Below are 26,730 nucleotides of genomic sequence, written 5' to 3'. Positions count from 1 at the left end.
CTAGAGTAAAATATTTGGCTGATGTGATTGTCATTGAGGAAAAATCAACGAAAGATAAACAGAAATTGCTAGCAAAAAGTACAGAAAAAATTGATTCGGAAATTGTAAGAATAGATGAAAAAGTAAAACAAGAAACGGAAGAATTGATTTACAAAGTTGGAAAAGAAAAAGAAGATTCGCAGACTAAAATTGGTCAATTAAAGCGTGAAAAAGACAAGTATATTGAAGCAAAAAGTGGGATAAAGAAAGAAGAAAAATTACTTGATGAGAAGCTTGAAAAGTTGAAGGAAAGAAAAGAACAATCAACAACTAATTAGGCAAATTGAGGGGTGCTAAACAACTGCTAGTAGGTGCTAGAGATGTGCTATAAAGGGTGCTAATTTGGTGCTAGTTACTGCTAAACACGTGCTAGTTTAGGTGCTAGAAACGTGCTATATGGTGCTAAAAAGGTGCTAGTTTGCATGAAGTTACCTGCTAGCCAAGTGCTAGTGGCGTTCGTTTTTGGGTCCCACGGGAAAGCCTTGCACTGCAAGGCGGGTCAGCTTGTCTGACCCCCATTTCCCCTTATGCTCTTCCGAAATACAAAGCGCAATTAAGCGAATACTAGAGAATAAATAAGAAAAATGCCGTGTAGTGATAAAAAATAAGCAGATCAAAGACTAAAAAATGGCTGAAAGGTAAGAGAAAAATGACAGAAAAACAAGTCATAAAAATACGAGATGTAGATAAAGATATAGCAACTAGACTGGTAACAGTAGCAAAAGAAAAAGGCTACGCTAGTCGAGATGAAATGTTACGAGATGTGCTGAAGAAAATCGTGTACGAAGAGTTCCAATTAGAATCAGAATTACGTTACCAGGCATTTACAAAAGATGTCGTTGAATCAATGCAACTTGGAATGGATTTAATGGTAAGGGAATTCTTTCGTCCAGCGTCGAAATTAACTGAAAGGGAGAAAGAAAATGGATAAAAAAAAGAAACCGAAAAACATATACATGACAGACAAAACAAAAGATCGTTTGAGTCGAATTGCTGCAGAAAAGCATATGCATTTAGGTGACTTAATTGATTATATGCTAGATGTCATTGAAAACAAAAACGAGAATAATATAGACGAGCTTTTAACCCTTCAAAAACAGAATAAAAAATTATTATCTGTCATTGAAACACACACAGAGTTGACGACAATTCTCTTCAACGAATTAGCAAGAACTATGCAATTAGAAATTAAAGATGAATCGGACTCACTTGGTGTAACCCAAGCGAAAAAAATAGTACAAGAGCGACAAGAAAACCGAAGAATCCAAGCAATGAATTCGGCAAAATATTCCCAGTCGGTTGTAACAAATGAATAAGAAAACGGCGGGCATTATTCTTACGAGTGCGTTCGTTATGCCAGGTACAGATACGTTCAAAGAATATCTTGACTATATGGAAAGAAGTGAAGCGACCAGGAACGAACATTTTGATCAATTCAATGCCTTTTCACCTGACAATTCAATGGATAGTATTGCGGCAATTGAAGGTTCAAATGAGACGATGTTCTCAACCTATAATGACTACATGTCAAACCCGAAAAAAACGTCAGCTTTGTTTACGAATAATTATGACCAAGCGCCAGAAGAAGTTATCCGATACATGAAAGAATACTTCGAAATGGCTCAAGAAAATAAATCACCTTTATGGCAATTAGTTTTTAGTTTTCGGAACGAGTGGTTGATTGAAAATAACTATCTTGATCCAGAAACAAATCAATTAAAAACGCAACATATTTACCAGGCCACAAGATTAGCCATTGCAGAATTAGAAAAAAAGGAAGGGCTAAAAGGAGAGTGGACGGCAGCCGTTCATTACAATACAGACAATATTCACGTCCATGTCGGTTATGTAGAAAAATATCCAACAAGAGAATGGATTTTCTACAAGCACCCGAAACAACCGAGTAAAACTGGCTGGCAGTTTAAAGGGAAATTTTTACAGAAGAGTATTAAAGCGACAAAGCGAACATTTGTGAATGAACTGATGCAAAATAAAGAACAATTGTCTATGTTAGAAACGTACGTCACACACCAAAAAAAGTTGGCTGAATCATGCAAAGAACAGTTTACACAAGGAAAGTATGAGCAGCTATTTACGGATTTACTTCAAAAGCTACCAAGCAATCAGTATTTCTGGAAATATGGCTTTGCAGAACGTCATAAATTTAAACCAGAACTAGATAAAATAGTGGATTTGTTTATGGAAACAGATGGGAAAGAAACAATGGATGAAATTCTTCCGCGTCTACAAAAAATTTCTGATGATTACGAAGAAGCGTATGGAAATCCAAAGAACGAACCAACTTATCTTGATAAGCAGCTTTACGGAAAAAGTGGATTATATTCACGAATTGGAAACATGATTTTACAAGAAGCAAAGAATTATCCGGAACTTCTTGCTAAAAGGAACACTGGTTTGATGAATGAGTCAGATTTTGAACAATTTAATTTTGAAACGGAGATAGAAAGAGAAGGATTAATTGAGCCATTTGATTCATTAGAAATGACCATGCCGCAAGAAGAAAATGCAGAAGAAATTATGATCTATGATGATGTTTTACCTCATGAACTTTTAGAAGAGAGTCATGAGGAAGTTAATAATATAGAAGAACAAATAAAAGTAAAACAATCAGATATTAAAATGGATCAGGCATTGAAGACGTTACATGATTACTTCACTGAAAGAGAAGAATCTAAAGATAGCAGAAACTTAAAGATAGTGGATCAATTAAAGGCAGAAAAAGAATCCTCAAAAAAAGAAATTCGGGGTATGTTCTTACATGAAGTTGAGGGGAATCAATTTGCCGAACCGGTAAGTAGTTTTACTCATGAGACTTTAGGTAGAAAAATTATTCTTCCAAGTAAAAATAAAGCACACTATATTTCGATAGAAACCTTTAAAGACAAGGAAGTAGATTCAAATTTACAGAGTTTTTCAGGAAATAATCAACGTGCAATCTTGCAACAAATACCTACTGCAACACATGTCTTAGGGGAAAAGCAATGGCAATTAAACAATCGCCAGATAAGAGAAGATGAAATTGAAAATGCCATAAAAATTGTGACCATTAAAAAAGATGAATCAGGATCATTTGTTTTTGAGACAAAAGATGTTTACGATATTTCGCAAACAGACAAGCTTCCCAAAAAAGAGAGGAATGCAAATTATAAAATAGAAAAAGCAACAGAAAAAAATGGCCAAAAGAGAGTCACAAAAGTGTCCAACAGAAAGCCTGTAGTCTCACATAAAAAATCAGATTATGAATTCAAGAAACAATTAAGACAATTGAGAAAATCGTGTGAGAGAAGTGTCCAACGTTATTTAAATGAAAAAGCATATCAAGAATTAGAGCAAAGTATGAATATCTAAAAAATAAATAGGAATTGTAAGAGGATAACTAATAGTTATTCTCTTTTTTTATTCAAAAAAGAAAGAGGATGGAAAAATGACAGAAAATAAATCTAGGTTTGACTTCTCAGATTTTTATGAAGAAGGTTTTGAAAAGACCGAAAATTTAGAGCAAGCGATTTATGTTTTTCAAGATGGGACTTTATGGAGTGGCTATTCAGAAGGCGGAGATGGTTACACGAGAGATGTAGATCATGGATCTATTGAAGCCTTTTTTAAAGATAGTTCTATTGATCGGTATCACCCTGACTTTCATTCATTAAAGTTAGAAGAATTAATTCAGATTGTTCCTGAAACGCGCACGGTTTTAACATTGATTGATAACAATTATACAGACGAGCAACTTTATGTATTACAACAATTAGAGGAAGAAAATTTTAACATTGAGCGTTTAGAAAGTACGCTAACTAAAGAAGTAGAACAATCTGTAGATGAGTATGAAATGGAACAACCTGTCAGTGGTATGAAAGCAATGAATAAACTTATAGAAAATAGCTACAGACAATCGTTACCTGAAAAAGATAGACCGTATATTGAAGAATTTTCTAGGAATGCGACAATTAGTCATGAATTGACATTTGATGATTTTGATATGGAATATACAGAATATAAAGTGAATGGACACCCTTTTTATTACAAATATGCAGCACTTGATTATGATAATGAAAAAAGCATTCTGTCTGAAGCGCTCACAGAACACTTGATGAAGGGAAATATTACAATCTCCGAAATTTATGTTGAGGATGAAATAGAAAAATTATCTCCAGAAACGCAAGAATATCTAAGAAGAAACACGGAGCAAAGAATTGTTTTAGATGAAATAGAACAAGTAGACAATGAAGAATTAACCCAAATATATAACGATTTTTTAAAAAATATTGAGGCAGAATCTTCAGCTGAAAATAATACTCACAAACAATTAAAGTCGCGAAAAACAGAAGAGCAACAAATGGATGAATTAAGTCATGAATACTAAATAGGATAATTATGTATATACTTTAAGCGTGTTATATGTTATATTATGTATATACAAAAGAGAGAGGTGTTTAGGATGGAAATGTTGTCAATAAAAAAATGGGGAAATAGTAATGGCCTTAGACTTCCCAAATCAGTTATGGAATATTTGGAACTTCATACAGAAGATAAAGTGAAGCTAACACAAGACGAGTCTGAAGGAAAGAAACGTTTGATTATTGAAGCGGTAAGTTCTGACAATGAACAAACGATTGAACAATTATTTGCCAATTATACAGGAGGAAAAGTACATGTCACTGTTCAAGATTTAGGAGAAGCGGTAGGAAACGAAAAATGGTAAGAACTCCTCGACAAGGTGATATTTTATTGTTGAATACGGCTCCACGCTCAGGGCATGAACAAACAGGTAGAAGACCGTATATTGTATTGAGTCATAATATTATTGCAGACTATAGTAATGTTGTGATTGTAGCGCCTATTTCAAGTACAAGTAGAAACTATCCTTTGTATGTACCTATTCCTCCTTATTATGAAATGAAAACTTCTGGAAAAGTATTGTTGGATCAATTAACGACCATCGATTATGAATCTCGCCGTTGCGTATTTTTAGAAAAAGCACACGAAAACCTAATTGATGAACTGCTAGAAAAAGTTAAAATGGTATTTCAAAAAGCAAAATAAGTATATATTTAATAAAATATTTTTATAAAAGGGAACGTCTCACTTAGACAAATTAAGTGTGTGACGTTCTTTTTTGTCTACAAACAACTATTTTATCTGAGAATTAAAAACCCTTTCTTGACTAATCATAGTTTATAAGATATGATTTGTGGAAGAAAGGGAATGAAAGGAAGATACTTTTGAACCCTGAAAAAAGAGAACAACTTTTAAATTTATACGATGAATCATTCTTACATGTCGTAGAAAATACGGATCATTTTATTCGTTTTTTGGAACAAATTAGTCATTTACACAAATACTCAATAGACGAGCAACTATGTATACATGGTCAAATGTCAGAAGCAAAATATCTTGCCGATTTTGATACGTGGAAGAAATTAGGTCGATTTGTAAAACGTGGGCAAAAAGCGGTTTCTGCCTTGAGATTTGCAGGGGAGAGTGTTCGTGGTCTACATTTTTTCGATTATACACAAACGTATGGAAGAAAATTGACATTTCCTGATTACACACTGACAGACGAACAATTATCCAATTTACTGGCAAAAGAAAGTATAAGAGAAAGCATTAATGAACGTATGACTGATTATTCTTTCCCTGCGTCACAGGAACATATTGCAAAGTTGATTGGTAAAAAGCTCGTTGAATTTAAAGCCACAAATCAGTCGATTACAGGTATTCAAGTATTACCTTTAGATGTTTTCCAAGATCCTAAGACATTTGTTCAAACGATGAATGCCGCAAATGAAATCAATCAGCTTATAAGTAAAGAAATTTTAGTATTTAAGGAACAAGAAAGGGTGAAAAATAATGAATTACAAAGAAAACAAAGAGGGCGTACTTATTCCAGAACTGACGTATCCGAACAACCAGCCGTTAGGGAGATTCGGGAAAATGGCAGTGGAGAAATTGAAGAAACAGGACAAAGCGGAGTACGTAATAAAAATGATGAACGGAACGTTGATGAGTTACGGCCACGAGATAGAGGAAAAAATGTGGAATCGGATCAACGAGTTGGAGAATCAGTACGAGCAACAGAAACCAATGACGACAGAACAACAACAGGATTTGTTGACAGTCACAAAAATTCGAAACCAGTACCGTCAACAAGCAACGGAAGTAGCAATGAAAGAATTAATCAATTAAGCGATAAAGAACCAATGACTGTTTTAAAAGAAGAGTTGGTTCAAGGTACTGGAACAGAAAATGGGAAATATAGAGTCTTTCACTTTTTTAATAATGTAAAATCACAAGGCTTGCGAACAACATTTTTAAAAGAGGAGTACGGCTATTACGGTCATGCAGGACCAGAAGGTCTTTCTGTGTTATATTCTCCAGCAGGAGTTACAATTAACGACTATCAATACACTTGGAAGCAAGTCATTCAGGCATTGGATGAATTAATTTTAACGAATCAATACCTAATCGATGGTGAAAAAATAGGTTACCAGCACTATAAAAGCACCTTAGTAGACGATGAATTGCAGGAGCTAAGACAAAATAAAACAGAAAAAGATAGCGAAAACTCTGAGCAGGAGCTTTCGCTATTTGATTTTTCTCCAGAAGAAATAGAAGCAACGCCAGTACCACTATCTGAAACTATCCCAACAGAGAAAAAAGAAGAAGTTGTGGTAGAAGGAACACCACAACCCTTTTATTTTCCAAATACAGATGGCTTTTACGATACGAAACCAAAAGAAAAAATCAGAAATAATCTTGCGGCTATTCGCCTTTCAAAAGAAATTCAACAGGAAAATCGCTTTGCAACGCCTGAAGAACAGACAATTTTGGCAAAATATGTAGGTTGGGGAGGAATTGCTGAAGTATTTGATACCCGATCAGATAAATACGAAAAAGAACGAGAAGAATTGCGTACTTTAGTGACAGAGAGTCAGTATAAGCAAATGAGACAAAGCGTATTGACTGCTTATTACACTGATCCTATGATTATTAAACAAATGTATCAGAAAATAGAAGATTTTGGATTTAAAGGTGGAAAGATTTTAGATCCGTCCATGGGAACAGGTAACTTTTTCTCTTCTTTGCCAGAGTCCATGAAAGAACAATCAGAATTACATGGTATCGAATTAGACGAAATCACAGGAACCATTGCGAAACAATTGCACCCTGAAGCAAATATACAAATTAAAGGATTTGAAGAAATAGGTTCTTTAACGAACCAATACGATTTGGTGATTAGCAACGTTCCTTTTGACCAACAAAAAATTACGGATGATCACTTTGAGCGGCGTTACTCAATCCATAATTATTTTTTGAGAAAAGCAATCGATAGTGTTCATGACGGTGGAATTGTGGCGATTATCACTTCTACAAATACTTTAGATAATTTATACGGAGATGTCTTGCTTGATGTGAGTAAAGAAGCCACTTTGCTGGGTGCAGTACGTTTGCCAAACAATGCGTTTAAAAAGATTGCAGGAACTGACGTTACAACAGATATTTTATTTTTCCAAAAAGATTTAGCTCTAACAGCTACGCAGTCTCATTCACCAAAATGGTGTTTCGTAAAAACATGGAAAGAGGGTGGCACATGGTATAACAATTATTATCATGATCACCCTGAACAAGTTTGTGGGCATTTTGCAATCAAACACTATCATGGAAATACATTGACTGTGAATCCAGCAGATACTCCACTGGATTGGCAATTGAAACAAGCATTTGAACGTATAGAAGGTACGTATTTTGGCGAACGAGAAACAGTAGAAGAAGTAAAAGAAACGAAAACAAATGAAAAAGAAGCTATTTCTAAAGAAGATATTCCGTTATTTACACATGAAATCATTGATAATCAGATATATTACAATGACTCTAATGAAATTGAGAAAGTGGACGTTTCAGGTCAGCAGTTTGCTAAAATGAAACAAATGATTGAGATTCGTAATACATTATTAGATGTTATTACGATTCAAAGAGAAGCCGACTATGACGTCATTACATTTGATAAGCTTCTTGAAAAACTCAATCTATCTTACGATACATTTGTTGAAAAATATGGATCAATTAACAATAATCAAAAACTATTAGTGAGAGACGATTATTTACCATTGTTGCGCTCAATTGAAATAATTGAAAAAGATGGGCGTATCACAAAGTCTGAGATATTTAAACAAGCGACGATTCGTCCAAGAAAAGAAATAAAAAGTGTTTCTTCTGCGTTAGAAGCACTCTATGCGTCGTTAGGGAATCGACTAACAATCGATTGGGATTATATGACTGACCTATACTCTAAGTCCCAAAAAGAGATTTTAGAGGAGTTAGGAAACAAAGTGTTTTTAGACCCAAATAATTATGATGAACACAATCTATTTGGGACGGGGTGGCAAGAAGCAGAAGAATATTTGAGTGGTGATGTCAAAACCAAGCTATTAGAAGCAAAAAGAGCAGCTGAGAAAAATCCAGCTATTTTTGAACGAAATTACCTTGCGCTACAAGAAGTTCAACCTGCCCCAATTAAAGCAGGAGAGATAGAATTTTCAATTGGAAGTACGTGGATACCTACGGATATGTACCAAGAGTTTATGTATGAAACATTCGATACAAGACCCTATTATATCAACTATAATATGATTCAAATTGAAAAAAATCCTATTTCTATTCGTTACTTTATCAAAGGAAAAGGACAGGATAAAAGTGCCGTTGTTACGAACCAATATGGAACAGAAAGAGCTTCTGCCTATTTTATTTTTGAAAATAGTTTGAACTTAAAAAAAGTCGAAGTGAAAGATAAAGTTTTAGACGGAGATAAGTATAAATATGTGTTGAATCCAACTGAAACTGCTTATGCTCGCTCTAAGCAGGAACAACTTGAAGAGGTGTTTCGTTCATGGGTGTTTAAAGAAGATGAGCGTATTGAGCGACTACAAAAAATCTATGAAGAACGATTTAATCGTATTGTACCAAGAACATATAATGGCGAACATTTAGTCTTTCCTGGTCTAAACGAATTGTATGAATTACGTCCTCATCAGAAGAACGTTGTGGCACGTATTATTCAAAATGGTCGTGCATTGATGGCTCATACCGTAGGAGCAGGGAAAACGTTGTCTATGATAAGTGCTGGAATGTTGATGAAAGAACAGGGACTAATTAACAAGCCACTATATGTCGTCCCTAATCATTTAACGAATGAGTTTGGGAATGAACTTTTACGGTTTTATCCGGCAAAAAAAGTCTTAATCACGAATAAAAAGGATTTTGAGAAAAAAAACAGGCAAGCTTTTATTTCTAAAATCGCTATGGGCAATTACGATGCGGTGATTATTGGCCATTCACAGTATGAAAAAATTTCTCTCTCTCCAGAAAAACAAAAAGAAATGTTACAAGAAGAAATTGACCAAGTATCTGATGCAATTGCAACGTATCAAATGGAATCTGGCGAAGATAATTGGTCAATTAAGCAGATGGTTGCGTTTGAAAAACGCTTAGAGGAACGTCTCGCAAACTTAAACAAGCAAGATAAAAAAGACAAACAAATCTATTTTGAGGACTTAGGTGTGGACTTTTTATTTGTAGATGAAGCGCACCAATATAAAAATTTGTTTAGTTACACGAAACTATCAAGTGTGGCAGGTGTCAATTCTACCAATAGTTTACGCGCCAGTGATCAAGAAATGAAATGTCGCTACTTGATGGAAAAACAAAATAATCGAGGGGTTGTATTCGCTACAGGTACGCCAGTATCAAATTCGATGTCTGAATTATTTACCATGCAAAAATATCTCCAGCCAGATATTTTAAAACAGTACGGTGTCTATCATTTTGACGCATGGGCTTCTACTTTTGGGGAAATAGTCTCTTCTTTAGAAATTACGCCTGAAGGCACAGGCTATCAAATGAAAAATAGATTTGCGAAATTCCATAATTTACCGGAATTAATGCAAATGTATAATCTGGTTGCCGATATTCAGACCGCAAGTATGCTTAAACTACCAGTACCGAAAGTAAAAACAGGAAAACCCCAAGTCATTGTGACCCAATTGACTACCTACCAAAAAGAAAAAGTAGACCAGTTAGCCGAACGTGCCGAACGTATTCGAGCGAAAGAAGTCACTTCTGAAGTTGACAATATGCTAAAAATCACGAACGAAGGAAAATTAATGGCGCTTGATCCACGTTTGATGGATGATTATGATTACGAACGTTATCCAGCAGAAGAATCAAAAGAAACGAAAATCGCTGCTTGTGCAAATAAAGTAGCGGAAATTTGGGAAAGCTCTAAAGAAAAGAAATCCACACAAATTATTTTTTCAGATTCTGGTACACCAAATCCTAAAAGATTTAATATCTATGATGAGTTAAAAAGACAATTGATTGAAAAAGGGATTCCAACTGAAGAAATTGCGTTTATTCATGATGCAAAAAATGAAAAACAAAGAGAAGAAATTTTTGACGCGATGCGTGAGGGAGAAATTCGTGTTTTATTAGGAAGTACAAGCAAATTAGGTACAGGTACGAATGTTCAAAGAAAATTAATAGCGTGTCACCAAGTTGATTGTCCGTGGCGTCCGTCGGATATAGAACAACGAGATGGTCGAATTATTCGACAAGGGAACGAAAACGAAGAGGTTGAAATTTATCGATACGTAACAAAGGGTTCATTGGATAGTTTCTTATGGCAAATTCAAGAACAAAAATTGACTTTTATCAATCAAGTCATGACAGGTAAAGCAATTACACGTAGTTGTGATGAGCTATCAGATACAGTCTTAGAGGCAGGGGACATGAAGGCTATTGCTTCAGGAAATCCTAAAATAGCTGAAAAAATGAAGTTAGACAATGAAATTACTCGTTTAAAAATGATGCAACAAAGCTTTATTAACGAAAAAGAAAGTTTGAAGTGGAAAGTAAAAGATGAATTTCCTGCAAGGATTGATTCTTTGAAAGAGACCGTTAAAAAATTAGAACTAGATCAACTATTATTGGATAAAACAGCGGCAAACGAATTTGAAATGACGATTGATGGACAGCTGTTTATCGAGCGTGCAAAAGCAGCTGAAAAACTCGATGAAATATCTACAATTAATAAAAATTCGGAGCAGTTTATTCCGTTTGGCGAATATCGTGGTCTACAGTTGATGGTTAGAAAAAACTTTCATGAATACGGGGATATGGATTTACGGCTTGTTGGTCAAGCAACCTATGTTGTAACTTACAGTTTAGGTAACGGCTTGGGTGGAATTAGGAAGATTGAAAATGAAACCCAGCGAATTCCACAATACCTTGAAGACAATGTCGATCGGTTGAATGCATTAGAAGATCAATTTATGAAAGCAAAAGAGCGTCAAGCAGGAACGTTTCCTCAAGAGGAAGAGTTAAACGAGAAAATAGCTTTACAAGCTAAATTAAATGAAGAAATTCAGATTAGTTTGGAAAAAGAGAAACCAAAACAAGCAATGAGTGAAAGAACACTCGAAGAGGACGAAGAGATGGGCTTTAGTTACTAATCAAAAAGTCACCACATTATCGTGGTGACTTCTTTGTTGGTTGATTCTGTTGTCTATTTTGTATTCTTGTCGCGTATTCTTCTACGTCTTGTTTTAAAAATAAGCGAACGGTTCCAGACGGTTTTTCACCTTTTTTTTCAATAAAAGGAATTAATTGTTTGGTGTAAACGGATTGTGCAAAAGCCGTCTTGCTTTGTTTTGTGATGGCCATGGCTTCTGTTCGATTGAGTAAGTTTTCTTGACACCATTTTTGATAATGTCCAAGTGTTTTAGTATCCAAATTATCAGCCCTTTCGGTGTTTCTTTTTATCATAGCGTAAAGGATATGTTTAACGCAATAAGTATGCAAGGAAGAACTATCTATTTTGCTGTACTTATTTTATGTATCACCATTCGAAAATGAGTGGTCAATAGACCATGAAAGTATTGAAGAAAATTACCAATACACTTATGGATTAAACGAAACGGACCTGTTTCTTTCAGAATTTGGTGAAGTCAAATTTAAAAATTTATTTGGCAGTTTAGTAAAACAATAAATATTGAGAAGTGATAATACCAGTTGCAATCACTTTATAAAAATAATAGAAAGAGGTATTTTTAATGATTAATAATGTGACTTTAGTAGGAAGGCTTACAAAAGACTGTGATTTGCGTTATACGGCAAATGGGACAGCTGTTGCTGCATTTACATTAGCAGTTAACCGGAATTTTACAAATCAAACTGGCGAACGTGAAGCGGACTATGCGAACTGTGTTATTTGGCGTAAACCTGCAGAAACTTTAGCAAACTATACACGAAAAGGAACATTGATTGGTCTTGTGGGTAGACTTCAAACACGTAACTATGAGAATCAACAAGGACAACGTATTTATGTGACAGAAGTGGTCGTAGAAAGCTTCCAATTGTTAGAGTCAAAAGAAGTTAGTCAACAACGTGGTGTTAACGCTTCTAATCCTAATCCAGTAGGACAGCAGGCAAGCAATACGCAACAACCATTTCCAGATTTAGACGGTAGTTCTATTAAGATTTCAGATCATGACTTACCGTTTTAAGGAGGATTGACTCATGGGTAATGAAAATTTACAAAAAATATATGCAGACAGTACAAAGAAACGTACAACACAACAAACAAAATGGGAACGAGCTGTTGAAGGATTAACGTTTGATAGGTTAGAAAAAAAGAAAATCGATTATTTATTAAAACGGAAAAAAAGTTAAGGAGTTAGGAAATGAAACTATTTATTGGAAAAAAGTGGCTACTACTAACAGCAGCCACTTTGCTATTATCAGGATGCGCAAACTTTGAACAAAAAGTACAAGGTATTTCAAAGGATGTTACTGGTAATTTTACTCAAACTATTTCAAACGATAAACGTACACCAGCTGACTTTGTTCGACACGTAGACGGTGACCCAACGGTTTTGAAGATTGAAGGAAAAGAACATAAAGTACGCTTTTTATTAATCGATACACCGGAGACCGTCAAACCAAATACAAAAGTTCAGCCCTTTGGCTTAGAATCTAGCAAACGTACAAAAGAGCTTTTGTCTACTGCTTCAGAAATTACTTTTGAATACGATAGTGGCAATAAAACAGATCGATACGGACGAGTGTTAGGGTATATTTTTGTAGATGGAACATTATTACAAAAAATACTTGTGAGTGAAGGTTTAGCACGTGTGGCTTATGTCAAAGAGCCTAACACTAAGTATCTACTAGAATTAGAGGAAGAACAAGAAAAGGCTAAAAAGGAATCACTCGGAATTTGGAGCATACCAGGATATGTAATTGAAAGAGGGTATAAATAAAGAAGATAAAGGAGCAAATAAATAATTCAATGGTTAAGGCAAATAGCGGATGAATTAGAATTGGCGCACAACAAGCAATTAAGAGGAGATGAATAATAAAAAATAGTGGTAAAATAGCCTTTGATGTCCACAAATAAAAAGGGAAGGAAAAGGTTCGTATGCAAATTTATGCTCATGAAAGAGGAAATTCTTATGGATGTACCTACTTTATAAGTTTTCATGAAGAAGAATTAGTAATAGCGTTAGTATGGGAAGATAATTTTTTTACTTATAACAAGGAAGAAATAGAAAGTAGAATAGACAAGATGATGGATTTGAGTACTTCAATAAAACTGGCTCTGTATCAATTCATAGAAAAAACAAACTATTTGTTGTACCTTTCGTACAAAGAATTACATTAGGTAGGTATACAAAAAAGCAATCGACCACTGATTGCTTTTATTTTGTTACCAGATAAATAGCCAGCCGTTTTCCGCCGACTGGCAAAAGAGATAGATTTGTAAAGAAGTGATTTGTGCTTCCTACAGTATATTTATACCATTAATAGCAAGTACAAAGCAATTATAAGTAAATGTTGTTAGTTTTTAGATATTATTGGTATATCTCATTAAAGAAAAAATCAAATGTCTATGATATAGTTTAAGAAAAATAATCTATTGAGGAGGATTTAATGATGAGTAACTTTGATTCTGACATAGTGACAATTTCAGTCGTTAAAAGTGGAGAATTGGAAGGATTTATTGTAATTGATCCGAGATGGACTCAAGATGATATAAATTATGTTTTAGAGAAAGTGAACATAGAAAAGTAATCATTAAGAACCAACAGGGTATACTCCAATGTCATTAAGTTAAGAAAAAAATAAAGCAGGAAAACAATTAAGTCTTCCTGCTTTATTTTTTCTATGTAAAAGGACACTCTCTTGATACAATTATTTTAACAATAATAAAACGTCATAGTGTTACGTATTCTGGAGGTGTCCTTATGTCTAATACTATCAAGATTTCATCCACACTTCAAGTAGCTCATAAAATCAAACAAAATTTAGAAAATCACATTCGCTGTATTACAAATTAACCTAAAATTTTTGCTTAATCTCCGACTGATTTTTCTCGAAATAGTTATCTTTTGAGACAACTCTCAAAATTATTCTCTCTTTCGGTGGACAAAGTATTTCTAGTGAATTATTCCCTTACTTTGATTTTACACTTCAAACGCCAACTGCTTCCGCATTTGTACAGGCTCGAAGTAAAATAAAGATTGAAGCTTTCAAACAACTCTTCTACCGAACCGTTCCTTCAAGTAACCAAAATAAGCAATATAAGGATACCAATTATTGATTCATGATGGTTCCGATATTAATATCCCTTATGATGAAAACGATCCTGAATCCCACTACACCATCGGAAAATTTGACAAATCTGTAGGATCTTTTCATCTCAATGCTTTATATGATCCATTAAATAAATACTATGCATCGGGAAGCTTCCAAAAAATTGGACATCTAGACGAACGAAGCAGTTTGTGTCAAATGGTTGATGGGTTTACTTTTGAAAAGCCGATAATTATTATTTCAGGTCGTGGTCATGAGTCATTTAACGTGTACGAACATATTAGAAAAAGTGGTCAAAAATTCGTAATTCGAGTAAAAGATACCAGAAGTAATGGTTTTCTTAAAGGATTTGGATTACCTCAAAAAGGAAAGTTTGATAAAGAGGTTAATCTTTGATTATCTTCCCCCGATTCAAAAGAAAGCTATCCCGTTAGTCTCAGAGTTGTTCGGATTAAGTTGAGCGAGGATAGTTATGAATCTTTAGTCACGAATCTTGATTCCTTCACTTTTAAAAGCGAAGATTTAAAAGTTCTTTATCACTTATGTTTGGGAATTGAAACTTCCTTTAGAGAATTAAAATATGCCTTAGGTTTAAACCAATTCCACTCAAAGAAACTAGAGTTTATTATTCAAGAAATTTACGCGCGTTTCATTATATACAACTTTTCAATGGAAATTACTCAGGTAGTGGCGTTATCAGCTCCTTTAAAGCAGTTCTATCAGCTTAATTTCACACAAGCTATAGGTATTCGTAAAAGATTTTTTCTTGACCAAACCGTCAATGTAGAAATTTTGATAAGAAGATATCTCCTCCCCGTACGACAGAATCGGAGTGATCAGAGAAATATAACAAAAAAGAAATTTGTTGGGTTTTTATATCGTATTGCCTAATATTATAAATCGGACTATAGCATATAGGACGTTTTTTGTGTTGCTCAAAAATATAAAATTAGTCAAGTTAATAAGAAAAAGTGATATACTTGAGACTATTATTTACTTTTTTGCCTTAACTTAATGACATTGGGGTAATTTCTCTTCGACTTTCTTTGTATAGGGCAGAAACCACTTCAATGCCTTTAATCGTAATAGCTGCTGTGTGCGTTGATTGAAAGCTATTGCCATAAGGAAGCTTGACCTTCACCTGTCGGTGATCCTGCTCTAAGATATTATTGAGGTATTTAGACTTCCAATGCGGCACTTTTTTATCCAGATAGCCCTCTTCTTTTAGCTCTTTGATTGATTTTAAAGATGGGGCATGTTTATCCGTAACGATAGCGCGTGGTTGTCCATAGTCACGCAGTAATCGCTTGATAAATGCTTTTGTTGAGAAAGTATCTCGATTATATCGTAGCCACATATCTAAGGTATTTCCATTAGAATCAATAGCCCGATACAAAAAGCGATCTTTTCCTTTGACGTTGATGTAAGTCTCGTCAATCCGCCAGAATTTGGAAGTGTTTGTTCATGATCATACCCTCCATCTGCTAATTTATGATCAATTATAGCGAAAAATCGAGGGGAGAAAAACTTTGCAACACAACCAAAAATACCCCGTTTCCTAATAAATATTAATGATTGCAATTTTATATGAATTAATATAGGATAGGATAGTATTAAAATCAAGGAAGGAATTTCATTTATGACGGACAAAGTAATTAAACTCAAAACAATACGAAAATTTTCTAGCTTATTTATGTGTAACTTATTAATCTTAAGTATAATTATACCTACTAATGATGTGCTAGCCGATACACAAACTAGTTCAGAAAGTCTACAAAAAAAAATTGCGCCTTTAACTGTTATTTCAAATACAAATTATGACGAAAATCCTACATCTATTCCAGAATCTTCAGCTAGTATAGGTTCAAATATGAATGAGTCAAACGATAGATCAACACAGGAATCCGTTACAACAAGTAAGGAAGATACAACAATTAGTTCAACAGCACCAAGTACTATCGTAGATTCTTCAACAAAAACTACTGCAGGAACAGAGCAAACAGGAACTTGGGGGACATGCCCCATTTCATTAGATGATAATGGAGTATTGACTATTGGAACAGGAACTGCAGGTATTCAGCCTACCCACAGGTACGACTCTGTTTTTTCGGGTACTAAAATTTATAAGTCTTCTGTTAAATCGATAAAAATTATAGGTACTGTGGTAGCTCCTGAAAATTCGGAAAACTTATTTGCAAACATGACAGACTGTTCAAGTATTGAAGGACTAGAAAATCTTAATACTTCTAATGCTATTAATATGTCTAATATGTTTTTTAATTGTACCTCTTTGATATCTATAGATACAAGCAATTTTGATACTTCTAAAGTTACTAACATGTCTGGTATGTTTGAAACTTCCATAATGCCAGGTTTAAGCTCTTTAAGATTCCTAGATGTAAGTAACTTGGACACTTCTAACGTTACAGACATGTCTAAAATGTTTTTAGACTGTAACTCTTTAACATATCTAAATCTAAGTAATTTTGATACTTCTAAAGTTACTAACATGTCTAGTATGTTTTATGGCTGTAATTCATTAAACAAGTTGACTTTAGGTAAATATGTTAAAACAATTGCTGGCACCGAATTACCTGAGCCTTCCAACGATAATATTGGTAAATCGTGGCAAAATATAGGTACGGGATCAGAGGACAATCCAGAAGGTGCTCATTCTTGGACATCTGCCCAGTTTACAGCTAATTATCATGGGGATACTGATGCAGATACTTATGTATTATTTGAGAAAAAAGCCCAACCTTTAACCATCAACTATGTTGACCAAGAAGGCAAACCCATCGCTGATGTCTCTCCAGTGACAATCACTGGCTTTATCGGTGATAAGGTAGATTTAAAAAAATATGAGATAGCTATTAAAGGATATGCATTTGTTTCTGCAGATAAAGAAGTCTCTGAGCTGTCTGATAAAGTTCAAACAGTCACGTTAACTTATAAACATGTAGAAGCCCAACCTTTAACCATCAACTATGTTGACCAAGAAGGCAAACCCATCGCTGATGTCTCTCCAGTGACAATCACTGGCTTTATCGGTGATAAGGTAGATTTAAAAAAATACGAGATAGCTATTAAAGGATATGCATTTGTTTCTGCAGATAAAGAAGTCTCTGAGCTGTCTGATAAAGCTCAAACAGTCACGTTAACTTATAAACATGTAGAAGCCCAACCTTTAACCATCAACTATGTTGACCAAGAAGGTAAACCCATCGCTGATGTCTCTCCAGTGACAATCACTGGCTTTATCGGTGATAAGGTAGATTTAAAAAAATATGAGATAGCTATTAAAGGATATGCATTTGTTTCTGCAGATAAAGAAGTCTCTGAGCTGTCTGATAAAGCTCAAACAGTCACGTTAACTTATAAACATGTAGAAGCCCAACCTTTAACCATCAACTATGTTGACCAAGAAGGCAAACCCATCGCTGATGTCTCTCCAGTGACAATCACTGGCTTTATCGGTGATAAGGTAGATTTAAAAAAATACGAGATAGCTATTAAAGGATATGCATTTGTTTCTGCAGATAAAGAAGTCTCTGAGCTGTCTGATAAAGCTCAAACAGTCACGTTAACTTATAAACATGTAGAAGCCCAACCTTTAACCATCAACTATGTTGACCAAGAAGGCAAACCCATCGCTGATGTCTCTCCAGTGACAATCACTGGCTTTATCGGTGATAAGGTAGATTTAAAAAAATACGAGATAGCTATTAAAGGATATGCATTTGTTTCTGCAGATAAAGAAGTCTCTGAGCTGTCTGATAAAGCTCAAACAGTCACGTTAACTTATAAACATGTAGAAGCCCAACCTTTAACCATCAACTATGTTGACCAAGAAGGCAAACCCATCGCTGATGTCTCTCCAGTGACAATCACTGGCTTTATCGGTGATAAGGTAGATTTAAAAAAATACGAGATAGCTATTAAAGGATATGCATTTGTTTCTGCAGATAAAGAAGTCTCTGAGCTGTCTGATAAAGCTCAAACAGTCACGTTAACTTATAAACATGTAGAAGCCCAACCTTTAACCATCAACTATGTTGACCAAGAAGGTAAACCCATCGCTGATGTCTCTCCAGTGACAATCACTGGCTTTATCGGTGATAAGGTAGATTTAAAAAAATACGAGATAGCTATTAAAGGATATGCATTTGTTTCTGCAGATAAAGAAGTCTCTGAGCTGTCTGATAAAGCTCAAACAGTCACGTTAACTTATAAACATGTAGAAGCCCAACCTTTAACCATCAACTATGTTGACCAAGAAGGCAAACCCATCGCTGATGTCTCTCCAGTGACAATCACTGGCTTTATCGGTGATAAGGTAGATTTAAAAAAATACGAGATAGCTATTAAAGGATATGCATTTGTTTCTGCAGATAAAGAAGTCTCTGAGCTGTCTGATAAAGCTCAAACAGTCACGTTAACTTATAAACATGTAGAAGCCCAACCTTTAACCATCAACTATGTTGACCAAGAAGGTAAACCCATCGCTGATGTCTCTCCAGTGACAATCACTGGCTTTATCGGTGATAAGGTAGATTTAAAAAAATACGAGATAGCTATTAAAGGATATGCATTTGTTTCTGCAGATAAAGAAGTCTCTGAGCTGTCTGATAAAGCTCAAACAGTCACGTTAACTTATAAAGCAAAAGCCCAACCTTTAATCATCAACTATGTTGACCAAGAAGGTAAACCCATCGCTGATGTCTCTCCAGTGACAATCACTGGCTTTATCGGTGATAAGGTAGATTTAAAAAAATACGAGATAGCTATTAAAGGATATGCATTTGTTTCTGCAGATAAAGAAGTCTCTGAGCTGTCTGATAAAGCTCAAACAGTCACGTTAACTTATAAACATGTAGAAGCCCAACCTTTAACCATCAACTATGTTGACCAAGAAGGTAAACCCATCGCTGATGTCTCTCCAGTGACAATCACTGGCTTTATCGGTGATAAGGTAGATTTAAAAAAATATGAGATAGCTATTAAAGGATATACATTTGTTTCTGCAGATAAAGAAGTCTCTGAGCTGTCTGATAAAGCTCAAACAGTCACGTTAACTTATAAAGCAAAAGCCCAACCTTTAATCATCAACTATGTTGACCAAGAAGGTAAACCCATCGCTGATGTCTCTCCAGTGACAGTCACTGGCTTTATCGGTGATAAGGTAGATTTAAAAAAATATGAGATAGCTATTAAAGGATATACATTTGTTTCTGCAGATAAAGAAGTCTCTAAGCTGTCTGATAAAGCTCAAACAGTCACGTTAACTTATAAACATGTAGAAGCCCAACCTTTAACCATCAACTATGTTGACCAAGAAGGTAAACCCATCGCTGATGTCTCTCCAGTGACAGTCACTGGCTTTATCGGTGATAAGGTAGATTTAAAAAAATATGAGATAGCTATTAAAGGATATACATTTGTTTCTGCAGATAAAGAAGTCTCTAAGCTGTCTGATAAAGCTCAAACAGTCACGTTAACTTATAAACATGTAGAAGCCCAACCTTTAACCATCAACTATGTTGACCAAGAAGGTAAACCCATCGCTGATGTCTCTCCAGTGACAGTCACTGGCTTTATCGGTGATAAGGTAGATTTAAAAAAATACGAGATAGCTATTAAAGGATATGCATTTGTTTCTGCAGATAAAGAAGTCTCTGAGCTGTCTGATAAAGCTCAAACAGTCACGTTAACTTACTCTATAGATGTTAATCCATATAATAATAAAATAACTACTAAAAACGTTAATTCTAACCTCAACACAAACTCATACAAAGAAACTAAAAAAGTTCTTCCTTTAACAGGAGATTCCGACTCTTCCATGATAATGTTCTCTGGTTTTTTGAGTGTTTTTATTTCTGTAGTTGGTATCTTTTATAAGCGCAAATATTAATATTTAAAACCAAACTAGCTATTAGTATAGTCCTTTATGATTAAAAAAGTTTTTAATCATAAAATATAAGTCCATTTTCTCTCATAACGAGCATGGGACCGCTTGATTTTGTTGCATGTATTGAAAACCACCTGCATAGCAGGTGGTTCCAAGCATTGGTTATGTGGTACATGAAACATAGAAACGAAAATGCACGGTAGAAAAGCGGTTCTTTGTCAAATAATGTTGGTAAAGAGAAATTCTAGAATCATGTCGAGTCCAGAGGAGAAAATCCTCTGGATTTTTTTATTTGGTTTGTATGGCCTGTCCTTGTTGGAGGAAAATATGCAATTTGAAATTATTAAAGTTACGAAAACCATAGGTATTCCGCTTTAACACTTTGATATGGTTATTTAGACGCTCCAATTGTCCAATTCGAATAAAGAATAATTCAAGGCATGATGAATCTGTTTTTGTTACTTTTTAAAGGTGTGTAAAGTAGTTTAATAAGTAGTTGGCAAAGTGAGAAACACTTTACGTAAGAAAGGCATCAAAATACGTTGCTAGTGCTAACAACCGTTGAATTTTATCTTTTCTTTTTTCATCCATTCGTATTCTCCTAGCTCATAGTAATCTTTAAAATTGGATCATCAGCTGTGTTTCTTAGAAAAACACACACGGCTCCTTCTAACGCTCGGTCCATTTTCGTTTGTTTTTCGGTTCTTTCCTTTTTACTTTCATGATATAACATTTTCAAATCGATTTTTTTAGTAATTTTTTACATCCTATCTTCTATTAGTAGAAAAATAATCATTAAGTGCCAGCAGGGTATGCCATGTTGAGTCTTTGATTTACTTCAGAAAAACAAGCAAAGGATAAAAGGTCATTTAAGTTGAGCAACTAATTAAAATGCTACCTAAAATATACATTATTATATTAAAGAAAAATTGTTTAATAATTTATTTACAACTATTTTAATTTAAAGTATAATAAATTGTAGCAAGCGCTTTCTTAATAAAATTGTGAGGAGAAACCAATGAAATTAAATTTATTGTGTAAAAGTTTGCTGGTAGGTGTTATAAGTACTGTAGGATTTTTTATTAGTCCAAGCAGCACTAATGCTGCTTCATACGATGACATGAAGTCAGAAGTAGAAAACAATGGAGCGCTAGTATACAATCCAATTTCGGATAGAATTATGTCAAGTGATGAATCGAAAGCATACGTCAATTTTATTGAAGAAAATAAAATAAAAGCTTATTCTATGAGTGATACTGATAATCTTTATGATGCAGGTTATCTTGCTGTAGGTTCTGATGGGAAAACTGTGTCAGATAGTGATATAATAGATGGTTCTTTAAAGCCACAACCATATGGGGCAAGTATTCCAACAACTCCGTATTACTTAAACTTTATTTATGAGTCAAGTGCATTTAGCGGCTCAGGTTGGAGATATAGTGGGTATAGGTTTAAATTTCATGATTATGGTGCGAACCCTTACTTTGGGGTAAGAGCTATTTTTGATTCTTTTAATTTTGTATTAAGTAGAAATACAAATAATTCTCAAGTTAGCTCACATGTAGTACCGATCGCTGGGCCATATGTTTATTATCGTTCTTCAGGATTAAATGGATACTTTTCAACTTATAATCCTGTATACGGAAGTAGATATTACATTCAATAATAACAATTAAACTATACATTAACATATAAAAAACAGAAGAAATTTTATGTTTCTTCTGTTTTTTATATGTTAATGAAACTTTTTCAGTAAAACTATTGTCTAATAAGTATAGAAGTAATAAAAGTGAGGTGTATTATGAATAAAAAGATACAAATAAGTCTAGTTCAAAAAGCCAAAGAGGGTGACGTGGATGCTTTTGTAAAGCTTTGCGAATCCTATCAAACTATATTGTATAACTCAGCGTATAAAATTCTGTTGAATTATGAAGACGCAGGAGATTGCTTGCAGGAAACAGAGTTTAAAGCATGGCAAAAAATAGAGACGCTAAAAGATGAAGGATCGTTTAATACATGGATATTTAGAATAATGACTAATATTGCAAAAAATATGTTAGTGAAGAGACAAAATTTTATTGAACTAGAGGAAAATATATTCACTGATTTTTATAGTAAAGAAGAACACTTTTTTGTCAAAGAGTTACTATCTGAAATTCCAGATATTTACAGGATTTCATTAGTACTATATTATTACGCTGGATTTAGTGCTAAAGAGATTGCACAACAGCAAGGCCTATCGGTCAATACTGTTAAAACTAGGATTACCAGAGGACGAGAAGTTTTAAAAAAAAGGTTGGAGGAGAAAAAGTATGGATGACAAAATAAAAAAAATATTTGAAGAAGAACAAGAAATTCCAAAAGAAATATTAGATAGATTAACTCAAAGTAGAAAAAAATTACCAACTAAAAATATAGTTAAGAAAAAAAAGAATTATTTTAATAACAAATCACTAACAGCAATATTTATTGCAGTGATTGCAGGTATATTAGTAATAGTGACTCAAACACCAGTAGGTTCTGCTATTGAGAAAGCTTTAGGTATAAGTCAAGATCAAGCTGTAAAAAAAATAGAAGATGTAGGAAACAATCCAATTGATTTAAATCTAAGTAGCACACAAAATGATTTAGAAATTAAACTTACAAAATTCGTATCGACTAAGAAAAAGTTTGCATTTGATTATCAATTCAAAATTCGTGATGATAAGTTACGTAAACTTTTAGAAAAAAATGCTCAGTCTAATATCGATAAGCAAATGATTAATATTGGCCTTACTACAGAAGGTAGTTCGGAAGATTTTTATGGCGGAGTGGGAATGGTATCGACTTATCGAGTAGAAAATGATACATTCTATGGATCAGTTATTTCAACGTTTGATGAATCTAAATTGCCTGAAGATAAAAAGTTAATATTGCATATCTACAGTTTAGAATGGATAGATATGGATGAATATAATTCAGCAAAAAATAATGCGGATGGAGTTACAAATGGATCATTTAGTGTAAATCCTGCGTTGAAATATGAAGGGGATTGGAGTTATCCTATTAATTACAAACCGCTTTTAGGTACAGAATCACCTAAAATATCTAACGAAGAGAATATAGAAAACGTAACCGCTGTTAGTGACGCCTTACAAACAACTGTAAAGTTTAAAGCTCCGCTACAGAATCTAGTAAATCCTTATGTAGTAATTTATAAAGATGGTTTTGAAATGTCACCAGCTTTCATAACAAGGGAAACATATGATCCAGAAAACGAAATCTATGAGCTAACATTTAGTCTTAGTGCGTTTGATAAAGGTAAAACAACGTACAAAATCCAATTAAATGAAAGTGATGGTTTTGGAAATACTCTTAAAAGAGTGGGTTCTTTTAATTTACAAAACGAGTAACGATAATTATGTGTAACATTACTTCCCCATATTAACCTTATACATCATAATTTGAGGTAAAAGTTTAAAAGACCAGCAGACTGTTTTCTGCTGGTCTTTTAATTAACTTCAGATATACTATTTTTGTAAAATATGAGTATACTCATATTTGGTATTTATTAATTCTTATCTTTAGATATTTTATAGCATAAAATTTACATGTAAAATAATGGGCCAAACACAAGGTCAGAAACTTCTAAGTTTTTGACCTCTTTGTTTTTTAGTGCTATAATTGGAGGCTATTTTCCTTTTTAAATGGCAAAAATTTTATTTTTATTTGGCATAGATAATTCTTGATCTGATAATTGCATATAGTATGAGAAATAAAGCTAACAGATAGTAAGAGTACTGCTTGCTATCTGTTAGCTTTATAAACGTCCTTATTAAGTATTACGAAAATAACACTGAAAATTTATCCATATATTGTGCTTTATACGGCTCATCCAAAACCTGAATTGCATGAAACAATTGTTTTTTTTCTGACGATAGTTCAAATGATATCGGATATAATTCTTCTTGCTGTAAAAGAACGTTCCCGCGTTCATCAATTTTACGAATTAAATCTTGCTGAGAATCATTTTTCAGCGTTTGGTTTTGTAATCCAAACTTTGTGACAACCCAACTATTTGTATTTTTCGTTTTATCAATAATATTTTCTAAACAAGTTAAACGTCCTTTTGTCTCTGCATGAAAGATTTCAACTACATCACTTTCTTCTAGTTTAATCTTATCTGTTCCAACTTCCGCGTTCGTTCCTTCGACAGATTTTTCATATTTTGTTTCTCCTTTTGAATTCTTTATGGTGACTTTCGTATATAACTCTCCTTGAAAATAACTATGTGGGTTTGCACTGGTAATTGAAACAGTGGCTTCTTGATTATTCAGATTAGTTGAAAAAGAACCAAAGTTTGCATTACCTAAACCAAGAAAATTTAATTGTTGGTTCATTAAAGAACTCCTATTGATTTTTTCTACGTTAACACTTGAAGTATTTTCAGCGTCTTTAACATATACATAGAGAGTTTTTGGCACATAGTTTTTCATTTGTTCACCATAAAATTCTAAGTGATATACGCCATTAGGGATATTTTTAAATGTCAGTTTTCCTTCTTGAATATCTTGCGTAGCTAGTTCTTGTTTACCATCTTTTAAAGCTACTTTTATACCATTTAACTCATTAATATTTGTTGTATTTAATTGTATCGTAAGATTTCCAGCTAAATTAAGAGAGGATATTTCAGCATTACTAACCATCTCAAAATTTGAGTTAATTAAATAAGAAGGGTCTATTAATTCACGTGCACGAGCAAGTTCACTTTCTGGAACAATGTCAGCTAAAGAAGCAATGGCTGGGAATCCAGAAACGCGGTTCTTTTCTCCTTGAGAATCATTGACAGATAAGCCCCATCTTTCTAAAACAGGGGTGAAATCTTGCTTACTATTTTCACTATAAATACGATTCATTAAATCTGGTAAAGGATAATCTGCTCTATTGAAATTTTGCTGGTTTGCTAACTTACGGTATTCTTGATACATTTTCGTGAATGAATTATCACCAGCTTTTTGCTTCAATAAAGATAACAGAATCAGTTTTTCTCGTAGACCTACCGAATCATAGGATCCTTCTTGATATATCATTTTCGTGTAAAGATCAGTATCCACTTTTTCTTTATTTCCATAATCAAATAACCAACCGATATTATCGGCTTCTTTTCCATATTTATTGTATTGATATTGTACACCAAATAAATTATTGGATACTTCTCCTGTATACATTCCTACACCATCAAATCCTGCTTGATAGCCATGAGCAATTTCATGTAACGTCCCCCAACTGTTTTTTGTCAACCACATGTCGATTGTATCATAGCTATTTGCTGTCCAGTTAGTGCCATAGTATGCGCCGCCCGCACCATTCTTATCTGCTTTTAAAAAATAACGATTTTTTCCATTTTTGTTTACATCAGAAGAGCTATCGAATCCAGCAATTTGATTGTAGTAAGAAAATAAGTCATTATAATGCTCGATTAATTGATCTATAGACTGAAAATCTTTTAAATTTCTTACGCTTTCTTTGTCTTTTTTAGGTATCAGTAATTGAAAATCTACCCCTTTAACCAACGCATAATTTCCATCAAACTTATCCCATGTATTAAAAAATTCATCTCTATTATTGTGGTATTCATAAATTGGTAAAGGCTTTTGTGATTTAAAATCATTAATTTCATATTCTAATTGTGCAGCATTGTCTCCATAAGGTGTGTCAACAAACGGTACCAAGGGATCCGATGCCTGAATAGTTATCCAATCTGTACCGACTTGTACACTCTTTTCTATTTTAGAGTCATTCCCTAATAATTTAACCGTCAATTTACCTTTAAAATTAGGATTTGTTTGCCTCATCTTTAATTCCGTATTTTCTCGCAAGATAAAACCTAAATCTTGCCGATCATGATTTTTTCCTTTGCTCATTCCAGCATTAAAAATCCATGTAGGTTCCGAAATATTAAAAATCTCCTTTTTCTCAATTCCTTGTGCTTCTACATTTAAAGAAAATAAACAACCCATAACTAGTAGTACAAACACAAATAAACTACTTTTTCTCATAAAATCCCTCCCATAACTTATTCTTTTATATAATATTAGATTAAACGATATTATTAGTATTAGCAAACGATAAAC

Annotated in this window: 18 protein-coding genes and 5 pseudogenes; 19 read left to right on the top strand and 4 right to left on the bottom strand. The window is 33.8% G+C overall.

Annotated elements, in window-relative coordinates; all coding sequences use genetic code 11:
• From IGJ52_RS13970 to IGJ52_RS13935, 8 genes and pseudogenes are all read left to right on the top strand, one after another.
• Positions 1–317, top strand: a pseudogene (locus tag IGJ52_RS13970) (hypothetical protein); the annotation flags it as partial.
• A 371-nt stretch (positions 318–688) separates the two neighbouring features.
• Entirely contained in the window at positions 689–970 is a 282-nt protein-coding gene (locus IGJ52_RS13965; protein WP_438792243.1) for a hypothetical protein, read from the top strand.
• Complete coding sequence (locus IGJ52_RS13960) at positions 963–1,355, top strand: hypothetical protein (RefSeq protein WP_438792242.1); 393 nt, start codon at positions 963–965, stop codon at positions 1,353–1,355. The genes IGJ52_RS13965 and IGJ52_RS13960 overlap by 8 nt, the downstream gene beginning before the upstream one ends.
• A complete protein-coding gene (gene mobP2 / locus IGJ52_RS13955; RefSeq protein ID WP_438792241.1) occupies positions 1,348–3,408 on the top strand; it encodes a MobP2 family relaxase in 2,061 nt (686 codons plus the stop codon). Before IGJ52_RS13960 ends, mobP2 begins: the two co-directional genes overlap by 8 nt.
• A gap of 76 nt (positions 3,409–3,484) precedes the next feature.
• A complete protein-coding gene (locus IGJ52_RS13950) occupies positions 3,485–4,423 on the top strand; it encodes a hypothetical protein (protein WP_438792240.1) in 939 nt (312 codons plus the stop codon).
• Positions 4,424–4,498: 75 nt separating this feature from the next.
• Positions 4,499–4,762 carry an AbrB/MazE/SpoVT family DNA-binding domain-containing protein gene (locus tag IGJ52_RS13945; protein ID WP_438792239.1) on the top strand — a complete coding sequence of 88 codons (264 nt, stop codon included), beginning with the start codon at positions 4,499–4,501 and terminating at the stop codon, positions 4,760–4,762.
• Positions 4,756–5,103, top strand: a complete 348-nt coding sequence (locus tag IGJ52_RS13940) for a type II toxin-antitoxin system PemK/MazF family toxin (RefSeq protein ID WP_373580070.1) — start codon at positions 4,756–4,758, stop codon at positions 5,101–5,103. The genes IGJ52_RS13945 and IGJ52_RS13940 overlap by 7 nt, the downstream gene beginning before the upstream one ends.
• A gap of 179 nt (positions 5,104–5,282) precedes the next feature.
• Entirely contained in the window at positions 5,283–11,567 is a 6,285-nt protein-coding gene (locus IGJ52_RS13935; RefSeq protein WP_438792238.1) for an SNF2-related protein, read from the top strand.
• A gap of 16 nt (positions 11,568–11,583) precedes the next feature.
• Here the strand turns inward: IGJ52_RS13935 and IGJ52_RS13930 are convergent, their stop codons facing one another.
• A complete protein-coding gene (locus IGJ52_RS13930) occupies positions 11,584–11,847 on the bottom strand; it encodes a hypothetical protein (RefSeq protein ID WP_438792237.1) in 264 nt (87 codons plus the stop codon).
• A gap of 85 nt (positions 11,848–11,932) precedes the next feature.
• On the opposite strand from IGJ52_RS13930, the pseudogene IGJ52_RS13925 reads away from it, so the two are divergent.
• From IGJ52_RS13925 to IGJ52_RS13895, 7 genes and pseudogenes are all read left to right on the top strand, one after another.
• Positions 11,933–12,103 (top strand): annotated as a pseudogene (locus IGJ52_RS13925) (PcfR); the annotation flags it as partial.
• Between the two features lie 64 nt (positions 12,104–12,167).
• A complete protein-coding gene (gene ssb, locus IGJ52_RS13920) occupies positions 12,168–12,620 on the top strand; it encodes a single-stranded DNA-binding protein (protein ID WP_438792236.1) in 453 nt (150 codons plus the stop codon).
• 13 nt (positions 12,621–12,633) lie between these two features.
• A complete protein-coding gene (locus IGJ52_RS13915) occupies positions 12,634–12,786 on the top strand; it encodes a hypothetical protein (RefSeq protein ID WP_425139586.1) in 153 nt (50 codons plus the stop codon).
• 11 nt (positions 12,787–12,797) lie between these two features.
• Entirely contained in the window at positions 12,798–13,376 is a 579-nt protein-coding gene (locus IGJ52_RS13910) for a thermonuclease family protein (protein ID WP_438792235.1), read from the top strand.
• 158 nt (positions 13,377–13,534) lie between these two features.
• The gene (locus IGJ52_RS13905) at positions 13,535–13,777 is read left to right on the top strand and encodes a hypothetical protein (RefSeq protein ID WP_289854265.1); all 243 of its coding nucleotides are present in this window, start codon (positions 13,535–13,537) and stop codon (positions 13,775–13,777) included.
• 272 nt (positions 13,778–14,049) lie between these two features.
• Complete coding sequence (locus tag IGJ52_RS13900; protein ID WP_438792234.1) at positions 14,050–14,187, top strand: hypothetical protein; 138 nt, start codon at positions 14,050–14,052, stop codon at positions 14,185–14,187.
• A gap of 173 nt (positions 14,188–14,360) precedes the next feature.
• A pseudogene (locus tag IGJ52_RS13895) lies at positions 14,361–15,600 on the top strand (IS4 family transposase).
• Between the two features lie 115 nt (positions 15,601–15,715).
• On the opposite strand, the pseudogene IGJ52_RS13890 reads toward IGJ52_RS13895, so the two are convergent.
• A pseudogene (locus IGJ52_RS13890) lies at positions 15,716–16,162 on the bottom strand (IS6 family transposase); the annotation flags it as partial.
• A 186-nt stretch (positions 16,163–16,348) separates the two neighbouring features.
• Between IGJ52_RS13890 and IGJ52_RS13885 the strand changes: the two are divergent.
• The gene (locus IGJ52_RS13885; RefSeq protein ID WP_438792233.1) at positions 16,349–20,620 is read left to right on the top strand and encodes a MucBP domain-containing protein; all 4,272 of its coding nucleotides are present in this window, start codon (positions 16,349–16,351) and stop codon (positions 20,618–20,620) included.
• A 285-nt stretch (positions 20,621–20,905) separates the two neighbouring features.
• Here IGJ52_RS13885 and IGJ52_RS13880 read toward each other — a convergent pair.
• Positions 20,906–21,031: pseudogene (locus IGJ52_RS13880) on the bottom strand (transposase); the annotation flags it as partial.
• 604 nt (positions 21,032–21,635) lie between these two features.
• Between IGJ52_RS13880 and IGJ52_RS13875 the strand changes: the two are divergent.
• The 3 genes from IGJ52_RS13875 (at position 21,636) to IGJ52_RS13865 (ending at position 24,009) form a co-directional block, all read left to right on the top strand.
• Positions 21,636–22,283, top strand: coding sequence for a hypothetical protein (locus IGJ52_RS13875; protein WP_438792232.1), 648 nt, complete (start codon positions 21,636–21,638; stop codon positions 22,281–22,283).
• Between the two features lie 135 nt (positions 22,284–22,418).
• Positions 22,419–22,937 carry an RNA polymerase sigma factor gene (locus tag IGJ52_RS13870; RefSeq protein WP_438792231.1) on the top strand — a complete coding sequence of 173 codons (519 nt, stop codon included), beginning with the start codon at positions 22,419–22,421 and terminating at the stop codon, positions 22,935–22,937.
• A complete protein-coding gene (locus IGJ52_RS13865; RefSeq protein WP_438792230.1) occupies positions 22,930–24,009 on the top strand; it encodes a hypothetical protein in 1,080 nt (359 codons plus the stop codon). Before IGJ52_RS13870 ends, IGJ52_RS13865 begins: the two co-directional genes overlap by 8 nt.
• Positions 24,010–24,438: 429 nt before the next feature.
• Here the strand turns inward: IGJ52_RS13865 and IGJ52_RS13860 are convergent, their stop codons facing one another.
• Complete coding sequence (locus IGJ52_RS13860; protein WP_303060916.1) at positions 24,439–26,655, bottom strand: putative mucin/carbohydrate-binding domain-containing protein; 2,217 nt, start codon at positions 26,653–26,655, stop codon at positions 24,439–24,441.
• Between the last annotated feature and the right edge of the window lie 75 nt (positions 26,656–26,730).

It is taken from the genome of Enterococcus sp. DIV1758 (assembly GCF_051711985.1).
GTDB classification, from domain to species: Bacteria; Bacillota; Bacilli; order Lactobacillales; family Enterococcaceae; genus Enterococcus; species Enterococcus faecalis.
Note: the sequence above shows the minus strand (reverse complement) of the source record. Positions and strands in the feature narration are given on the sequence as shown.